Origin of the sequence: Enterococcus sp. LJL51 (genome assembly GCF_049894025.1) — a bacterium.
GTDB lineage: Bacteria > Bacillota > Bacilli > Lactobacillales > Enterococcaceae > Enterococcus_L.
In genome coordinates this window covers 74,563-90,532 of the sequence record NZ_JBNEQE010000003.1, presented here as the reverse complement: position 1 = coordinate 90,532, position 15,970 = coordinate 74,563, and the positions used below count along the sequence as shown (strand labels likewise).

The following is a 15,970-nucleotide window of genomic DNA, read 5'->3' as shown; positions in this document are numbered from 1 at the left end:
AAGATGGGTGAAGAAATGGTGCTGACGTTAGGCAGTCAGCCGTGGCAGCGTGCAGCAAGCTGCTTTGTGCGGATGAATGTATTTGTTTTAGAAAAAGGAATGCAGCCGGAGCTGGAATTTGATGCATTTGATTTGCCGGATACGGTGTATGCTGTTATTTCTGCTGGATATCAGCCAATTGCTACTGGACGATTTATCAAAGAAACTGACGATATAGCCAGACTTACCCGAATTGCTACATTATCAGACTATAGAGGTCAACAGCTTGGTACCCAAATTGTTCGTGGGCTTGAAGAATATGCCAAGCAATTAGATATAAAAAAGACCTTGATTCATGCAGAAGCAGAAGCAGTCCCATTCTATGAAAAAATTGGCTATCAGCTTATTTCTGAAGTATACTACGAGGATGGTGTACCTTGTCAGACGTTGAGCCGTGATCTTTAATAGAAACAGCGGCTCCTGTTATAATTATCTTATCAAGGCAAAGATGCCAGAAACCTGCGGCAGAATTCTCAATCTATTTTGCGGCAGGCTCTCACAGATAAACGAACTACAAGGAAGGTGAATCCTCATTAAACCTATTAAAAAAAGTGATCGGATAGAGTATGAAAATGAGCTGTTGATTCAGGCGCCAAAGCAAGCTATTTGGCAGCTGATAACAACCACCAAAGGATTTTCTCAGTGGTTTCCCGAGATTAAGGCAGATTGTTTATTAGCAGAACGGGTATTGAACTTCGAAAGTGAGGGATTCAGCGAACAGTTGGCTGTTTTTGAATATGAGGAAGAAAGCTTGTTAGGTTTTTCATGGGCGGATGGCAGAGTGATATTGTCAATAAGTGAAACAACCACTGGAGAAACAAAGCTGCGCTTCTTTGAAACACTACCTTTAACCTTTCCCAATCTTTATTTAGATTTGGCAGGCTGGTATTATGTATTGCAGAAGCTTAAAGCGGCTGCTGTTGGAAAGACCTATTCTGTAAAACCGGAGAGGATAAAGGAACGAGCCAAAGAGCTTCAACAGCAGCTAGAAGAAACAGAATAAGAGCAATGCTTTATTTGGATATGGACTCTTGTACAAGTTTTAGTGCATAGGAAATATGAATAATGGGATAAGCAGTGATAGAGCAGTGGCTCTTATCCATGCTTGTCCCATTATTTTAGTGAAATCATCTTCTCGTAAAAAGGAAAGTATGTTGAATGAATCAAAGCTGGTTGTTTGTCTGCTGTTTTCTTGTGCTTAAACGTTTGAGTATTCGTTCAACCAAATTAGTTATCATGAAACCAGCAGCAATAGCTCCAGCAGTCATAATTACAGTCATAGTAAGGTGCAGACCAGAGATATAGTTGTCCAGCACAAAGCTTCGCATTGCCTGATAAGCTGGACCACCAGGTACTAGAGGAACCAAGCTAGGAATGTTAAAGATAATGGTCGGCATTTTTTTCTTCCGGGAAAAGAAAATGCTTAGCAGTCCAATACAAACTGCACTGAAGAAGTTGGCGAAAACCTCTCCTGTCTCTAAATGTCTGGTCAGCATAAAAATCCCCCAGCCGGCAGCCCCCGTTAACCCGCAGGCATTTAGCGCTTTTCTGGGAACATTGGTGATAATGCCGAAAGCCACAGTACTTAAATAACTAAATAAAAGATGAATAATAACGTCCATTTGTTCACTCCTACAAAAATAAAATAAATACCATAGCAATGCCAATGCCAATAGATCCGGCAACAAAAATCGCTTCTGTAGCCCGTGCCATTCCACTGATTAGATGACCTGCAAGAATATCTCTAAAGGCATTTGTAATAGCTACACCGGGAACCAGCGGCATTACTGAACCAATGATAATACTATCCATGTTTTCAGCCAAATGAAATGTAACCAACAGATAGGCACTTAAGCCGATAACTACAGCAGCTGCAAAGTCATCAAGAAATTTTAGTTTCAAGAATTTTTTAATATAGAAAGAGACTGCGAAACCCAGCATCCCAATAAAGAAGGCTGGTAAAAAATCCATCCAAGAGCCTCCAAATACGTACATTAAAGTACAACTGACAATGCCAGCCGCAAAAATCTGTAAAGCAACAGAAAAAGAAGGCGTTTGTGTATCTACAGCTTTCAACTGCTGTTGAAGCTCTGCAAGAGATAGTTGCTTTTCTTCATATTTGCGGGAAAGATGGTTAACTGCAGCGACTTTCTCCATATTCATCCTGCGCTCAGTAATATTTTCCAGTTGAGTATAGGGTAGGGAACGAAAGCTCATAAAAATGCCGGTAACAGTAACATGGGTAACACTATCAGGATAGCCGGCATTTCGGGCAATCCTGTTCATTGTGTCTTCAGTCCGGTAAACCTCAGAACCATTTTCCATCATAATTTTTCCAGCAGTCAGACAGATATCAAATAATAGCTGGATATTTGTATCCAATTGTTTTTCCATAGAATACCTCGATAAATAATGTGATATATACCAAAAATAGTGTACCATTTTTAGCGGCAGATTCAAATGAAAGAAGTCTATTTAGATATAATGAGAATTTTCTAATGGAATCCGCCTTCATCCGAAAGATACTTGATTTTTCTATATGAAAGTCCTATGCTTGACGTAACAAAACAAAGGGGTCTTTGGGCATGGATAAACAATGGTCGCTGTATTCGGCAAGTAGCTTGATTGTATTGGTTTTACTTCGAAGGGCAATTCTTCGAGAACATTATTTTCTGAGCGGCTTATTATTAACGTTATTGCTGGTACAGGTGACAGGCAGCATTATCTGCTTTTATCAGACAAAGAAGAAGAAAGAAATCCCGACTTCTAAATAGAAGTCAGGATTTTTTTGTTGGTAGAGAGACTATAAATTATCTATGAATATAGCGTTTGGAACATAACTACATGTCCAAACGCTGCCCTTTCTAAAATCCGATAAACGGTGAGACAAAAACAACTTACTACACTTCGTTCAGATAGCATCAATTTCTAAGTGCTAAAAGCACTAAGAGTTGAAGTTTTCGGAAAAAAGTCGACTTTTCTCAAAGTTTAGCGCTTCTGTCTCATCCACTGTGACAAAAGTCTGGAAATTTAGACTCTACATGAGCAAGCTATCTTCAACAATAAGGGAATCCACCTTATGATAAAGAGCATCATGCGTCTGAATGCGGGACCTATTGATTGGATGGCGAATGAGCCATCAGCTTTTCTAATCTATCTAACATTATAAATTCTGCAAAAAAATCCTACAATTAAACAAGAATTGACAGAGGTAAGAAATTTTTATATAGTTTTGGAGAAACCTTACATTATTTTTTTAATTGAAAAGAAAAAATAAAATATGGTCATAGGTCAGGAGAAACAAATGGAAAGAGTTATCAATTTAAATGAAGAGAATGCTCCGTTAGTGGCTTCTTTCATGAATCGGATAAAGCCTGAGTGGTGGCCGACAGCTCATGATGGTTTAGCTCAGCTGACAGATGTTCAGGCAAGTATCGATACTGTCGGCTGGTATCTGGAAAATGATCAGAAGCAGCCAACTGGCTGGGTGTTGTTTAGAGAACTAAAGGCGTATAATACATTGGAACTGGAATGCTGCGGTTATGATGATCAGGGTGTATTTAAGCTGGAGCATAAACTGGAAAAGCTGTTCGAACAAGCAGAGAATTATGCAAGGAGCAAAGGGTATACCATGCTGAGAACGGGAATGAGCACTGTTGATTTTACGATAAATGGAGAGAAAATCACAGATGTTGCAGCTGCAATGAACAGCCTGGAAACAACACGTATTGATTATTCTTGGCTGCTGGATTGGGGCTTTCAAGTCATTGGTATTCAGCCGAATGTCTACGGCAACAATTGTCACATGATTATTTTGACGAAGTCTCTTTAAGCAGAAAAGAGAGGAATATGGGGATAGTATGGAAGAGTCTCTCAAAATTAATGAATAATTAACAAACCTTTCTTGAAGAAATATAGAATTTATTGGAGCTGCAGGGTTTTTAGAGTATACTAATAAAGAGATAACTACTGTTGGTAAAGGAATGATAAACGTATGAATGTATTAATGATAGAAGATAATGAATCCGTTTCGGAAATGATGCAGATGTTCTTTTTAAATGAAGGCTGGGAAGCTGTTTTTGAGTATGATGGAAAAAAAGGCTTGGACACGTTTTTGGAAAATCCTGAAAAATGGGATATGGTGACGCTTGATTTAAATTTGCCCTCAATGGATGGTATGGCTGTTTGCCGGGAAATCCGAAAGGTTTCCCACTCAGTACCGATTATTATGCTGACTGCACGTGATTCGGAAAGTGATCAGGTAATTGGTTTAGAGATGGGTGCAGATGACTACGTGACTAAACCGTTTAGCCCGTTGACTTTAATCGCAAGAATGAAAGCTCTGCATAGACGTTCTGAATTAGTAGAGCACGTAGGCGGCGATGAAAATAGCGATGAGACCTTTGATGTGGTGACACAGCATTTCAAAATGAATACGAAAACCAGAGAAGCCTATCTTGACGATCAGCTGATTGAAGGATTGACGCCAAAAGAATTTGATTTGCTGTATACATTAGCGAAAAAGCCGCGGCAGGTCTTTTCAAGAGAGCAGCTGTTGGAAATGGTTTGGGATTACCAATATTTCGGCGATGAGCGGACAGTGGACGCTCATATCAAAAAGCTGAGACAGAAAATTGAAAAGGTGGGTCCTCAGGTTATTCAGACTGTTTGGGGAGTTGGGTACAAATTTGATGATTCCGGAGTGGCTTCATGAAATACTTGTATCAGCAGCTCTTAGCTTTTTGGGGATTGATTGTCTTGATTATTATTATTGTTGGGACATCATTTACGCAGTTTACGAAACAGACGATGCAGGCTGAAAATTATGACCAGCTCAACGGATACGCAAAATCTGCTTTAAATGTAAAAAAATATTTTGACAATCAGGTTGGCTGGAGTGAACAACAAAAACTGAATGCCGCTTTGGAGATGACTCAGGAAATATTGAGTAATCAGGGGGCTCAGTTTGTCTATACTGATGTGGAAATGAATCGGCTGTTTCCGGAAATAAATAATGAACAGCTTGATTTTTCAATTTCCAGTCAGGAACTGGATCGCCTGGCCGAAGGCGATCGGGTTGATAAGACGATTGACAAGGATATTTTTGGTCATACGAGAGCGACCTCTTACGTGACGGTTCCTGTTAAGGTTGAATTGACCAATTTAGGCATTGAAACGATTGTCGGTTATTTAACGATTACGCAGCCGGCTAAAAATGTATCGAACAGTGTAACCTCCGTTACCTCAAACTTATTTAAAGGCTTTGTGATTTCCAGTGTAGTAGCTGTTTTTGTTAGTTATGGTTTCGCCACTTTACAGGTGAAACGAATTAATCGAATGCGTAAGGCTACGAAGGAAATTACCAGTGGGAACTTCGATATTAAGCTAGCTGTCCATGACAAAGATGAGTTTGATGATTTAGCAGAGGACTTCAACCGCATGGCTGAGTCTCTGGCTGAGTCTCAGGAAGAGATTGAGCGTCAAGAGGAAAGGCGGCGTCAGTTTATGGCAGATGCCTCTCATGAAATGAGAACACCGCTGACGACAATTAATGGTCTGCTGGAAGGGTTGGAATACAATGCGATTCCGGAAAACCAGAAAGAAAATGCAATTAAGCTGATGCAGAATGAAACGGCTCGATTAATTCGGCTGGTTAATGAAAATCTTGATTATGAAAAAATCAGAACCAATCAAATTAGTATTGTTGTGAAAAAATTTGATGCTACTGAAACCATCAAGAATATCTTCACCCAGCTGGAAGCTAAAGCAGATGCAGCAGGAGATAAGCTCTATCTTGATACGGAAGAATCAATTGATGTTTTTGCTGATTACGACCGTTTTGTGCAGATTGTAGTGAACATTTTGCAGAATGCGATTCAGTTTACAACCGATGGAGAGATTCATGTTCAATTGGAAAAAGGCTATCTGGAAACAATTGTTAAAATTTCTGATACTGGCATTGGAATGTCGGAAGAGCAGCTGAAAAATATCTGGGACCGCTACTATAAAGCTGATCCTTCTAGAAAAAATACTAAATATGGAGAATCCGGCTTAGGTCTGCCGATTGTGCAGCAGCTCGTTCGTCTGCATAAAGGAAAAATCGATGTAGAAAGTGAACCAGATAAGGGGACCACGTTTATCATCACGTTCCCTGATGTTGAAATTGAAGAATAAAAGAGTGTAGAAAAAGAGTTTAGGAATAATCATTCCTAAACTCTTTTTTCAGCTTCTTCAATTTAACCTAAAGGACAGAATGCTTCTGACTTAGACTTATGTATAGGATCTACTGATAGATGGTGAAGCATCAATGTAGGGGCTGGCTGCCAGTTTTTCATCGTTAGTAATTAGCCAAAGGCTGACAGAAGCTTTTTTTGTCAGGGTCTTTAGTAATGGGAGCAGCTGCTGTTTTTCATGAATGCTCAGCTCTGATAAATCATTTGTTAAAATAATTGTTTTCTTTTCTGATAAGATTAGCTGCATCAACTGGAGCTTTAGCTGTTCAAAAGGCGAAAGCTGTTCAAAGGGAGAAGAGAAAACTGTCATGGGAAGATCAAAGATAGCTGACCATTCCCGTAAAATGCGTTTACGTTCATTTTCCTTTGTTGCACTGCAGACAAACAAATTATCTATCACGGATAAATAGGGAAGAAAGGTGAACTCTTCTAAGATCAGTCCGAAGCTTTTGTTCTGCTCCTGTGATAGCGCAAAATGGATGAAGTGGGGCAACTCTGCTTCCAGCTGCTGTTCATTTTCTAGAACAGCAAAAAGCTTTGAGTCGCTAGTGTCGTTTATTTTTCTAATGATTTCCCGATAATCAATTACTGTATCCAAATAATCACTTCCTAAGAAAAAGTTTTGATTGACGCGTACCTAAAATAGTAAAAATCAAAGCGCAGTTGCTGCTGATTAGAGTTAATAAAACTGTGTTCTGCAAAAGCCGTTTAAAGATTGTCGTTAAGGACAGACTGTGGTGATTAACAGCGAAAACACCTACAGATTCATAAATAGAGCTGCTGGTAGTTGCAGGAACATTATCAACATCCTGTAAGGCATGAATACTTAAACGAAAATCTGTCGTTCCCACAAGCGAATGTATTTTCAAAAGTAAGGACTCATATGAATTTTGAAAAACCAGCAAAAACATACTGCTTATCAGTAAAACGCTAATAAGAACCAATATCGTTTCGAGTAGTGACTGCTTAATAATGTAAAAATCTGAAAAACCAAGTAGGCGCCATTTTTGAATAACTGCTTTCCGTTGTGCTATTTCACGATAAGCCATAATTCCAGCAGCAGCTGTGTATAGAAGAGCTGCAATAACGTAAATCAATAGATAAATGGTATTCCAGTTTAAGGAAGCTGCAATTGTCTCCTTATCAGGTGAAAGAGTGAGCAGTTCCTTTGTCCAGATTCTGTTGATATCCAACATATTTAGTAGTGCTGTTAGAAATACAAGAAAGAACGAACCGGAAACGATACTTGAAAGTGTTGACTTTTTATAATAATGCAAGTCTGCAAAAGCATAGTGAAGGCTTTTCAATAATACTCACCTCTTTAATTACTTACAGTAAAAGTATATAGAAAGAATATGAATTAATTATGAAAAAGTAGCAAAAAAGCCTACGGTATTTAAAAAACCGTAAGCCTTTTTGTATTTATTGTATGTTTATTTTTCGTAGCCTTGATAAGTGTTTGTTTTATACTCATCAACAGTGGACTTATTATCGTTTTTACTGTAAACGCTAGTTGAATCAGCGCCTTTATCTTTCTCGATTTCTTCCAGTTGTTTCAACTGATCCTTGTAGCTATATTGAGATACATCTATTGATTTCAAGCCGCTGCCTTGATAGAAGCGCAACAGGTCGCCAGTATTAATCTGGTCAGATATTTCCAGTTGAGTATTGGCTTTTTCTTTCATTGCTTCAGCTTCCTGTTGAATTTCCTCAGTAGGGGAAACAATTAGTCTGCCAGTTCCTGTTTCATAAATGTTGGAGCCTAACATTGTATATTTTGGTGAAACATAGTTTCCATTTCTGAAAGCAACGATTTGCTCATTTTCTTTTGAGAATAAATCCTGTCCAAGCATGATGTAGTCTTTTGTATCTACACCCAGCAAATGCATCAGTGTAGGCAGTGCATCAACTTGTCCGCCATATGTGTGGTTGATACCGCCGTTTTCCTGACCAGGAACATGAATCATGTATGGTACGCGCTGCAGTTGAGCAGTGTCAAAGTCATTCCATGAAGCCTTTGATTTACCTAACAGTTCAGCTAAATTCTGATTTCTTGAAGAGGAAATACCATAGTGATCTCCGTAAAGAACAATTACAGAATTTTCATATAATCCAGAGGACTTCAAGTAGTTGAAAAATTCTTCAACTGATTTATCCAGATAGTTTGCTGTAGCAAAGTAGCCGTTAATTGTTTCATCACCAGTATCCGCAATCGGGAATCCTGCTTCATCATTTGTGAACTGAGAGTAAGGATAGTGATTAGATACGGCTAGGAATTTTGAATAAAACGGCTGCTGTAAGTGTTCCAAATACTGTGCGGACTGTTGGAAAAATGGTTTGTCATGCAGTCCGTATTGGAATGAATTATCATCGTTGACATCATAGTAGCTGGCATCAAAGAAATAATCATAGCCTAAATGCTTGTAAGTTTCATTTCTATTCCAGAAATTGCCGGCATTTCCATGGAAAACAGCACTTGTATATCCCTGTGTTTGATCGAGAATTGCAGGAGCCGCTTCAAAGGTATTCTTACCGCCGATTTGCGTGAATAATGATCCTTGACTTAGTCCGAATAAAGAATTTTCAAACAAGGTTTCAGCATCACTAGTTTTTCCCTGTCCAACCTGATGGAAGAAATTATCAAAGCTGAATGTACTTTGATTATGGAAAAGGCTATTGATAAATGGTGTTACTTCATGCTCAACACCATTTTCGTCTTTCAGCTTGTAATCAACAAGAAACTGCTGGAAGCTTTCTAAATGAATATAAATGACATTTTTTCCCTTAGCAATGCCAAAGGTTTCATCATTGGGAGCTGCATAATGGCTGTCGACATAACTTTCAACATCTTTCATGTCATTGGCACTGGCTTCCGCCCGTACTTGGTTTGTCTGGTAGGTCTTCACTCCGTCATAGACAGTGAAGGCATTTAATCCTAAGAATTTTACAATATAGTCACGAGAAAACTCTCTGCCTAACAGCTGAGGTCTTTCCGTTTCAGCAAGAAATAGATTAAACAGGAAGAATAACGCTGAAACTAAGCTAATTGAAACAGCCACCCGAGCTCTGACTGGCCGGTCTTCCATTTTAATTTTTTTAGTAAGGAGCAAACCGCCTACAATAATAAAGTCAATCCAGTAAATAACATCGTAAGGACGGAATAAGCGCAGAGCACTCTCTCCAAGTCCGCTGGCAACTTTGCCGGCACCCATCATTGTATTGACTGTAATAAAGTCGGTGAACTCTCTATAGTAGACAATATTTGAAAACAGCAACAGCGTCATGAGGAAAAAGACAACCATCATCGTAATATAAGCGCGTCTGGTTTTACGGACATATAAAGCAATCGCCAAAAGGAAAAAGGTCGTAGCGATTGGATTAATTACAAGAATGATGTACTCGTTGATATTTTCGAGCCTTAGGTGAAAGTCCGTGACATAAGCCAGTAAATTCTTCAGCCATAACAGGACTGCAACCGTTGTGAAAAGACCTAATCGCGTATTCAAAAATTCAGGTAATTTAATTTTTTTTATTCTATTTAACATGATAATTCCTTTCCAACCCTAAGTTCGAAAAAACTTAGATGTGTTTTCATGAAAATTGTGATTTGCATACATGTAATTTTACCTTTTCCGCCGAAGACTGTCAATTATTCCTACGATTATTCTAGCGTTTTGTCAAGAATTTTGAGAAACTTTAATAATCTATAGAATTAAAGACAGGACAGGCTTTTTTTGATATACTTTTTTGGACAGTTGATTGTGAATCAATAAAAAGAAGAATAAGGTGAAAAAGTGAAAATACAAGTAAAAAAACAAGCAGCCAATAAGTTTCGTCAAGGATACCCGCTGGTAAAAGAGGAAGATTTACAGCAGCGCCCTAGTCAGCTGCCTACAGACTGGATAGAGTTTACTGATCCGGCTGGTAAATTTGTCGCTTATGGTTATTTGGCAGAACAGAATAAAGGACTTGGCTGGCTGTTGAGCTGGGACGAGAAAATATCTGTACCGTTTTTTGAAAGGCTATTTAAAAAAGCAAAGCTGGAAAGAAGTGTTTATGCGAATGACAGTAGTACCTCTGCCTATCGGTTATTTAACGGAGAAGGTGATGGTTTAGGCGGAGTAACGATTGACTGCTACAACGATTTCGTCGTGTTCTCCTGGTATAATGAAACGATTTATGAGAAGCGTGAAGCCATTATCCAAAGTTTCAAAAAAGTTTTTGACGAAATAACCGGCGCATATGAAAAGGTTCGATTTACTTCTTCTTATCCAGAATCTCAGCATTTGTACGGAAAGCAGGCAGAAGAACCTCTGTTGGTTACTGAAAACGGCGTCTCCTACGCAGTCTACTTGAATGAAGGGCTGATGACAGGGATTTTTCTGGATCAAAAGGAAGTACGTGGTGAGTTGATAAATGGCTATGCAGCAGGGAAAACAGTCTTGAACATGTTTAGCTATACAGGTGCTTTTTCTGTGGCGGCAGCGATGGGCGGTGCAATTAGTACAACAAGTGTAGATTTGGCTAAAAGGAGTCTGGCAAAAACAACGGAGCAGTTTGAAGTAAATCAGCTGCCGCTTGCACAGCAGAAAATCGTTGTGATGGATGTGTTTGAGTACTTCAAGTATGCTAAAAGAAAAGACCTGATTTTTGACTGTATCATTCTTGATCCGCCAAGTTTTGCAAGAAATAAGAAAAAAGTCTTTACTGTAGGAAAAAATTATGGTGAGTTGATTGAACAATCGATTGATATACTGGCAGAGCAGGGACAAATCATTGCGTCAACAAATGCAGCGAATCTTTCGCTGGAACGTTTTACAAAATTAGTAAAAGACGCATTGAAAGAAAAAAGTATTTCCTCATACACGATAGAAACTATCTATCAGCTTCCGGGAGATTTTAAAGTAAGTGAAGATTTTCCTGAGGGAAATTATTTAAAAGTATTGTTCTTAACTATAAAAAAATAGCTATATGATAAAAAGCGACATACAGTAGTTGATTTAAGGGAATAATAAAGATTCAAAAAGCAGAGACTGTATAGGGACCTGCTTTTTGTTTTAGGTGAACATTTAATAATGGGGTGATTAAAATGGCAAAAAAATCAAAAGTTCATAAAACCAATGCAATGAGAATTGTGGAGCAAAAGAAGCTGCCATACAAGCAGTACGAATTTCCTTGGAGTGAAGAACATTTAGGGACAGATAGCGTATCCGAGCTGTTAGGAGTTGAAGAAAAGCGAATATTTAAAACCTTAGTAGCTGTTGGAAATAAGACTGGACCAATTGTTGCCGTGATTCCGGGAAATACCGAATTGGATTTAAAAAAATTGGCGAAAGTCAGCGGCAACAAAAAAGTTGATATGCTTCATTTGAGAGAGCTGGAAGAGACAACTGGTTATATTCGCGGCGGCTGTTCCCCTATAGGGATGAAGAAGCTGTTTCCAACCTATATCGGATTGGAGGCAGAGCAATACCCCGCCATTATTGTTTCCGCAGGTCAGCGTGGTCTTCAGTTTGAGCTTGCACCAAAGGATATTGCAGCTCTTACAAGAGCTAAAATCGTGGATATTACTTTATGAATCTACATTCTAAAAAAAGGAAGCAGTTGAAAAAATAACTACTTTCCTTTTAATGATTTCTGGAGTGCCTGCCGGGCAAGATTGTCAGCCCCTTTGTTTTTATTTTCAGGGATCCACTGAATCAGCAAAAGTGTGAAATGAGACTCTAATTGTTGGAATCGTTTGAGATACGGCTGAAAAACAGGATTACCCGTATAATTTTTATCAATCGTCTGTACGACGGTTTTACTGTCTGAATGAAGAAAAATGCTGGTTGTGGTAAACTGGTGATTAATCAGCCATTCCAAAGCAAGGATAAGGATTTTGAATTCTGCTTCGTGGTTGGAACATTCACCTAAAGAGAAATGGAGCTGTTCATGGATTTGCTCCCCTGTGACGACGATTCCACCGCCGCTTGGTCCGGGATTTCCCTTAGTAGCAGCATCTACATAAATTCGTAACATGATTTTCTCCTTTATATTTTCTGTTTAAAGTCTAAGTGTGTTACTATTGTACCATATGAAATTTTAGGTAAGGAGTCGTTGTATGAAACAAAAAAAATATTTCTGGCAACCAGAATTGTCAACGGCTGTTATATACTGGTCCTGCACGTTCGCCATATTATTTATGAGTTTAATCTTATCATTAGAGTATACAAGACCTTATCTTGTTAGTAATCTAGTGATGGTCGTCTTTTTTATCTTTGCTTATTTAGGATTTAACCGCTATTTTAAGCTGACTGCAACAAGTCTGTATATTCATTATTTTTTACCCTTTCATAAAAAAGAACTTTTGCTGGAAAACATTCGTTTAGTCAAAGTAGGCACTAAAAGTATCGAGATTATTTCTGAGGATTTTTCTTCCGGGTCCAGAATTTATCTTATGACGAAGAAACAAAAGCAGGGGCTTATTGAGGCTTTGAAGAAAACTGAACGTTTTTCAGATAAAATTATTTATGACGATCAGCTTAAATTAGGAGAACATTGAAGGTTGGCAAAAACTTCGCTGTGGGAATAGCGTTTCTGGGGATAAAAACTTTAGGGCAATTATTTAGATAGAGTAGAACGTCAAAATGGTGCGGTTTTCTCTGTCTTTTATTTTTTAGGAAAATAAGATAAGATAGGTAAAAAAACTGAAGGGAAAGAAATAGATGTGGAAAGATGATAAACAAAAAAGAGATGCCTATGAGTTAATGCTGCAGCAGTTGACTGGATTGACAGAAATTGAACATGATGGAATAGCGAATTTAGCAAATTCTTCAGCACTCTTAGCTGATGCTTTACCAGAGACGGTGTTTGCTGGATACTATTTGTACAATGGAGATGAGTTGGTTTTAGGTCCATTTCAAGGAAAAGTTTCCTGTACAAGAATTAAAATGGGAAAAGGTGTGTGCGGAGAGTCTGCAGAAAAACGTCAAACATTAATTGTTGATGATGTGAAAAAGCATGAAAATTATATTTCCTGTGATTCTGCAGCCCAATCAGAAATTGTTGTGCCGATGGTAAAAGCAGGCGAATTGATTGGTGTTTTAGATATTGATGCAGGAGTGACTTCCGGCTATGATGAAATAGATCAGGAATATCTGGAGAAATTTGCAGATATTCTTCTTAAAAATTCTGAGTTTTAACTTGTGGAGAAATGGTAGGCAGATGTTTCGTTCAAAGCCCTTTTCTGTGAGATAATCATAGAAAACAACAAGGGAGATGTCAACGTCATGGAAGTCTATTTGAATTTTAAAAATGAAGCAGCAGCGGTTATCAAATTCTATGAAGAGGTTTTCGATACGCCTTCGGCGAATGTTATGACCTTTGGTGATATGCCGGAAGATCCGGAGCACCCAGTTTCAGAAGATATAAAGGATTTAATATTGAATGCCAGTATGGTTATCGAAGGTACATATGTCATGATTTCTGATGTGCCGGATGGAATGGGGAAGCCATTGACCGTAGGAAATAATATTTCGTTAGTCGTAAGTACGGATGATGAAGAAAAAATAGACCGTCAATTCAACCGTTTAGCAGAAGGTGGAACTGTTGAAATGCCTTTAGGACCAACATTTTGGTCGAAGAAATATGGGATGCTGACAGATAAGTTCGGCATCAATTGGATGTTCTCTTATTATGCGGAAGGAGAGAACAATTAGGACCAGCCTTTGCTATTGACCAGTTGAATTATTAAAAAGCAGCTGATGTTCCTGCTCAGGAGTATCGGCTGCTTCTTTGAAACCGCAAAAATGAGTTGGTCGATTTTGGCGAAACTGATTGGATTCATAGCTGATTTGTTATGGAGAAAATGAGAAATATTTTGCGTAGATGTTTTTCTGATATGTAAAAACGTTTTAAAGGCGGGAAAAGACTATATTAAATGAATGAGCTGCTCGCTTTATTTAATGGTATAATTATGTTATACTATTCTAGCACCAATTTTTCATGGGGGCGTTACGGATTCGACAGGCATAGTTGAGCTTGAATTGCGTTTCGTAGGTTACGTCTACGTAAAAACGTTACAGTTAAATATAACTGCTAAAAACGAAAACAAAACTTTCGCTCTAGCTGCGTAAAAACAGCGGGTGAAGATCCTCTCGGCATCGCCCATGTGCTCGAGTAAGGGTCTCAAACTAAGTGGGATACGCTAAATTTTTCCGTCTGTAAAATTTAGAAGAGCTTATCAGACTAGCAATACAGAATGTCTGTCACTCGGCAAGCTGTAAAGCGAAACCCTAAATGAGTTGACTATGGACGTAGAGGTTTAAGTGACAATATGTTTGGACGCGGGTTCGACTCCCGCCGTCTCCATAAGAGATTTAATAATAGACAGTAGAAATGCGTTGTACAGTGTTTCTGCTGTCTATTATTATTTTGAATACGAGATTGAATACGATTAGCTTAAATGCCAACATAATTAGCGAATAATTTTGTGGTCTTTTCTTTGGTATCCTTAGTGACATGAGCATAAATGAAATGTTGTTATACAAAGCATTTTATGGAAAGTTCCTTTTCTAAAGGAGCGTTTTTTTATGTACAGTAGTTAACCATTGTTAGCCTTTATAGGAATAAGGCAATAGCGTATATGTCATTTTTGTAATCAGCTAAGAGATATAAAAATGTCAACATTTGTCAACGAATCGAGGAGGAATGCCAAGGGTGATAGTTCTAATTGTAAAATAAAATAATATAATATGGTGTTTTATTTTTTCTTTTGGTATGATTGAACAAAAAGGAGTGTACATTAATAATATGAAAATTGTGGGTGAATGGGTAAACAAGATGAATGAGTACCAAAATGAAAGATCGGTGACTCAAGAAAAAAAAGGTTTTTTTGAAAGAATAAAAATAAAGTTTGTTCCCATCAAAAAAGTTGTTGAAAACAATTGGCTTATATTTGTAGTATCAACAATCATAGCAATCCCTCTTTTTATAATGTTTTATTACATAATTGCTAATATCGCTAATAATATTACTAATCACGAGGAAATAAAATCTGGATTACAGATTTCAGGATTACTGTTAGCTATTCCTATATTGTGTTTGGACGCATATTTCATGTATAAAGCGAGTATAAAAAAAATGCCAATCTTAACAATATTTTTTATAATTTTTGTGATAGGAATAGCTATGCTGAATATACTAGCAGGATTAGATTTTATCGAAATTGTCAAAACTAAAGAAGAGGATTTAAGTGGCTTATTTTTTTTGGTGTTTCTATTGGATGTCTACACAATTTCCTTTATGTTGACGAAATTAGTCTGTCTGATATTTGATAAAATTATTGATAAGATAAAAAAAGTTAAAAATTGGATAGTAGATGAAGGTGAAAATAACAATGATATCTTAAAAGCAAAGTTATCTTTTATTAATAAAATCATTACAGGTTTTATTGCAATTGTAGCTTCAATTCTAGGTCTACTACTAACTTTAAATCAAATTTTATAGTTTCACAAGCAAAAGATGTTAATAAAAAATCTTATTATAAACTGGAAACGAAATGGAAACAAGCCATAGCAGAAGGCAAAAATGTATCAGTAGAAATTAAAGTGAACTACACTGATAACGCTTTACGACCTTCATCATTTGATATTAAATCTAAAATAGATGGCGAAATTAAAACAGTAACTTTATTAAATCAAAATTTTTAGCGAGGT

Annotated in this window: 19 protein-coding genes and 1 other RNA gene; 14 read left to right on the top strand and 6 right to left on the bottom strand. The window is 37.7% G+C overall.

Features of this window, described 5'->3' with window-relative positions; genetic code table 11:
• Positions 1-3 precede the first annotated feature (3 nt).
• Positions 4-444 carry a GNAT family N-acetyltransferase gene (locus ACPWSO_RS04435; protein WP_426081618.1) on the top strand — a complete coding sequence of 147 codons (441 nt, stop codon included), beginning with the start codon at positions 4-6 and terminating at the stop codon, positions 442-444.
• Between the two features lie 175 nt (positions 445-619).
• Entirely contained in the window at positions 620-1,042 is a 423-nt protein-coding gene (locus ACPWSO_RS04430) for a hypothetical protein (RefSeq protein ID WP_426081617.1), read from the top strand.
• Between the two features lie 160 nt (positions 1,043-1,202).
• On the opposite strand, the gene ACPWSO_RS04425 is transcribed toward ACPWSO_RS04430, so the two are convergent.
• Together ACPWSO_RS04425 and ACPWSO_RS04420 are read right to left on the bottom strand one after the other, a co-directional pair.
• Entirely contained in the window at positions 1,203-1,661 is a 459-nt protein-coding gene (locus ACPWSO_RS04425) for a threonine/serine exporter family protein (RefSeq protein WP_426081616.1), read from the bottom strand.
• 10 nt (positions 1,662-1,671) lie between these two features.
• On the bottom strand, positions 1,672-2,433 hold the full coding sequence (locus tag ACPWSO_RS04420) for a threonine/serine exporter family protein (RefSeq protein ID WP_426081615.1): 762 nt from the start codon (positions 2,431-2,433) through the stop codon (positions 1,672-1,674).
• Positions 2,434-2,624: 191 nt separating this feature from the next.
• Between ACPWSO_RS04420 and ACPWSO_RS04415 the strand changes: the two genes are divergently transcribed.
• The 4 genes from ACPWSO_RS04415 (at position 2,625) to ACPWSO_RS04400 (ending at position 6,213) form a co-directional block, all read left to right on the top strand.
• The gene (locus ACPWSO_RS04415; RefSeq protein ID WP_426081614.1) at positions 2,625-2,813 is read left to right on the top strand and encodes a hypothetical protein; all 189 of its coding nucleotides are present in this window, start codon (positions 2,625-2,627) and stop codon (positions 2,811-2,813) included.
• A gap of 530 nt (positions 2,814-3,343) precedes the next feature.
• Entirely contained in the window at positions 3,344-3,871 is a 528-nt protein-coding gene (locus tag ACPWSO_RS04410) for a hypothetical protein (RefSeq protein ID WP_426081613.1), read from the top strand.
• Between the two features lie 162 nt (positions 3,872-4,033).
• A complete protein-coding gene (locus ACPWSO_RS04405) occupies positions 4,034-4,753 on the top strand; it encodes a winged helix-turn-helix domain-containing protein (protein ID WP_426081612.1) in 720 nt (239 codons plus the stop codon).
• Entirely contained in the window at positions 4,750-6,213 is a 1,464-nt protein-coding gene (locus tag ACPWSO_RS04400; RefSeq protein ID WP_426081611.1) for an ATP-binding protein, read from the top strand. The genes ACPWSO_RS04405 and ACPWSO_RS04400 overlap by 4 nt, the downstream gene beginning before the upstream one ends.
• A 96-nt stretch (positions 6,214-6,309) precedes the next feature.
• Here the strand turns inward: ACPWSO_RS04400 and ACPWSO_RS04395 are convergent, their stop codons facing one another.
• From ACPWSO_RS04395 to ACPWSO_RS04385, 3 genes are all read right to left on the bottom strand, one after another.
• Positions 6,310-6,870 carry a hypothetical protein gene (locus tag ACPWSO_RS04395; protein WP_426081610.1) on the bottom strand — a complete coding sequence of 187 codons (561 nt, stop codon included), beginning with the start codon at positions 6,868-6,870 and terminating at the stop codon, positions 6,310-6,312.
• Positions 6,871-6,874: 4 nt separating this feature from the next.
• Positions 6,875-7,579, bottom strand: coding sequence for a hypothetical protein (locus tag ACPWSO_RS04390; protein WP_426081609.1), 705 nt, complete (start codon positions 7,577-7,579; stop codon positions 6,875-6,877).
• A 126-nt stretch (positions 7,580-7,705) separates the two neighbouring features.
• A complete protein-coding gene (locus tag ACPWSO_RS04385) occupies positions 7,706-9,805 on the bottom strand; it encodes an LTA synthase family protein (RefSeq protein WP_426081800.1) in 2,100 nt (699 codons plus the stop codon).
• A gap of 261 nt (positions 9,806-10,066) precedes the next feature.
• On the opposite strand from ACPWSO_RS04385, the gene ACPWSO_RS04380 reads away from it, so the two are divergent.
• Positions 10,067-11,239 carry a class I SAM-dependent rRNA methyltransferase gene (locus tag ACPWSO_RS04380; RefSeq protein ID WP_426081608.1) on the top strand — a complete coding sequence of 391 codons (1,173 nt, stop codon included), beginning with the start codon at positions 10,067-10,069 and terminating at the stop codon, positions 11,237-11,239.
• A gap of 122 nt (positions 11,240-11,361) precedes the next feature.
• Positions 11,362-11,850: a Cys-tRNA(Pro) deacylase gene (gene ybaK, locus ACPWSO_RS04375; RefSeq protein ID WP_426081607.1), complete on the top strand. Its 489-nt coding sequence runs from the start codon at positions 11,362-11,364 to the stop codon at positions 11,848-11,850.
• A gap of 38 nt (positions 11,851-11,888) precedes the next feature.
• Here the strand turns inward: ybaK and ACPWSO_RS04370 are convergent, their stop codons facing one another.
• Positions 11,889-12,293 (bottom strand): ribonuclease HI family protein, encoded by a 405-nt coding sequence (locus ACPWSO_RS04370; RefSeq protein ID WP_426081606.1) that lies wholly within the window; start codon positions 12,291-12,293, stop codon positions 11,889-11,891.
• Between the two features lie 82 nt (positions 12,294-12,375).
• Here ACPWSO_RS04370 and ACPWSO_RS04365 point away from each other — a divergent pair, with 82 nt between their 5' ends.
• The 6 genes from ACPWSO_RS04365 (at position 12,376) to ACPWSO_RS04340 (ending at position 15,964) form a co-directional block, all read left to right on the top strand.
• Positions 12,376-12,816, top strand: coding sequence for an EbsA family protein (locus ACPWSO_RS04365; RefSeq protein ID WP_426081605.1), 441 nt, complete (start codon positions 12,376-12,378; stop codon positions 12,814-12,816).
• A gap of 163 nt (positions 12,817-12,979) precedes the next feature.
• Positions 12,980-13,456, top strand: a complete 477-nt coding sequence (locus ACPWSO_RS04360; protein ID WP_426081604.1) for a GAF domain-containing protein — start codon at positions 12,980-12,982, stop codon at positions 13,454-13,456.
• An 87-nt stretch (positions 13,457-13,543) separates the two neighbouring features.
• Entirely contained in the window at positions 13,544-13,972 is a 429-nt protein-coding gene (locus ACPWSO_RS04355) for a VOC family protein (protein ID WP_426081603.1), read from the top strand.
• A gap of 288 nt (positions 13,973-14,260) precedes the next feature.
• Positions 14,261-14,627: a transfer-messenger RNA gene (gene ssrA / locus ACPWSO_RS04350) on the top strand.
• Between the two features lie 438 nt (positions 14,628-15,065).
• Entirely contained in the window at positions 15,066-15,761 is a 696-nt protein-coding gene (locus tag ACPWSO_RS04345; protein ID WP_426081602.1) for a hypothetical protein, read from the top strand.
• Complete coding sequence (locus ACPWSO_RS04340; protein WP_426081799.1) at positions 15,758-15,964, top strand: DNA/RNA non-specific endonuclease; 207 nt, start codon at positions 15,758-15,760, stop codon at positions 15,962-15,964. Before ACPWSO_RS04345 ends, ACPWSO_RS04340 begins: the two co-directional genes overlap by 4 nt.
• The last annotated feature ends 6 nt before the right edge of the window (positions 15,965-15,970 follow it).

Coding starts and splice junctions, on each gene's coding strand:
- ACPWSO_RS04435 (WP_426081618.1), top strand. CDS start 4: ATGGGTGAAGAAATGGTGCTGACGTTAGGCAGTCAGCCGTGGCAGCGT.
- ACPWSO_RS04425 (WP_426081616.1), bottom strand. CDS start 1,661: ATGGACGTTATTATTCATCTTTTATTTAGTTATTTAAGTACTGTGGCT.
- ACPWSO_RS04420 (WP_426081615.1), bottom strand. CDS start 2,433: ATGGAAAAACAATTGGATACAAATATCCAGCTATTATTTGATATCTGT.
- ACPWSO_RS04415 (WP_426081614.1), top strand. CDS start 2,625: ATGGATAAACAATGGTCGCTGTATTCGGCAAGTAGCTTGATTGTATTG.
- ACPWSO_RS04410 (WP_426081613.1), top strand. CDS start 3,344: ATGGAAAGAGTTATCAATTTAAATGAAGAGAATGCTCCGTTAGTGGCT.
- ACPWSO_RS04405 (WP_426081612.1), top strand. CDS start 4,034: ATGAATGTATTAATGATAGAAGATAATGAATCCGTTTCGGAAATGATG.
- ACPWSO_RS04400 (WP_426081611.1), top strand. CDS start 4,750: ATGAAATACTTGTATCAGCAGCTCTTAGCTTTTTGGGGATTGATTGTC.
- ybaK (WP_426081607.1), top strand. CDS start 11,362: ATGGCAAAAAAATCAAAAGTTCATAAAACCAATGCAATGAGAATTGTG.
- ACPWSO_RS04370 (WP_426081606.1), bottom strand. CDS start 12,293: ATGTTACGAATTTATGTAGATGCTGCTACTAAGGGAAATCCCGGACCA.
- ACPWSO_RS04365 (WP_426081605.1), top strand. CDS start 12,376: ATGAAACAAAAAAAATATTTCTGGCAACCAGAATTGTCAACGGCTGTT.
- ACPWSO_RS04360 (WP_426081604.1), top strand. CDS start 12,980: ATGTGGAAAGATGATAAACAAAAAAGAGATGCCTATGAGTTAATGCTG.
- ACPWSO_RS04355 (WP_426081603.1), top strand. CDS start 13,544: ATGGAAGTCTATTTGAATTTTAAAAATGAAGCAGCAGCGGTTATCAAA.
- ACPWSO_RS04345 (WP_426081602.1), top strand. CDS start 15,066: ATGAAAATTGTGGGTGAATGGGTAAACAAGATGAATGAGTACCAAAAT.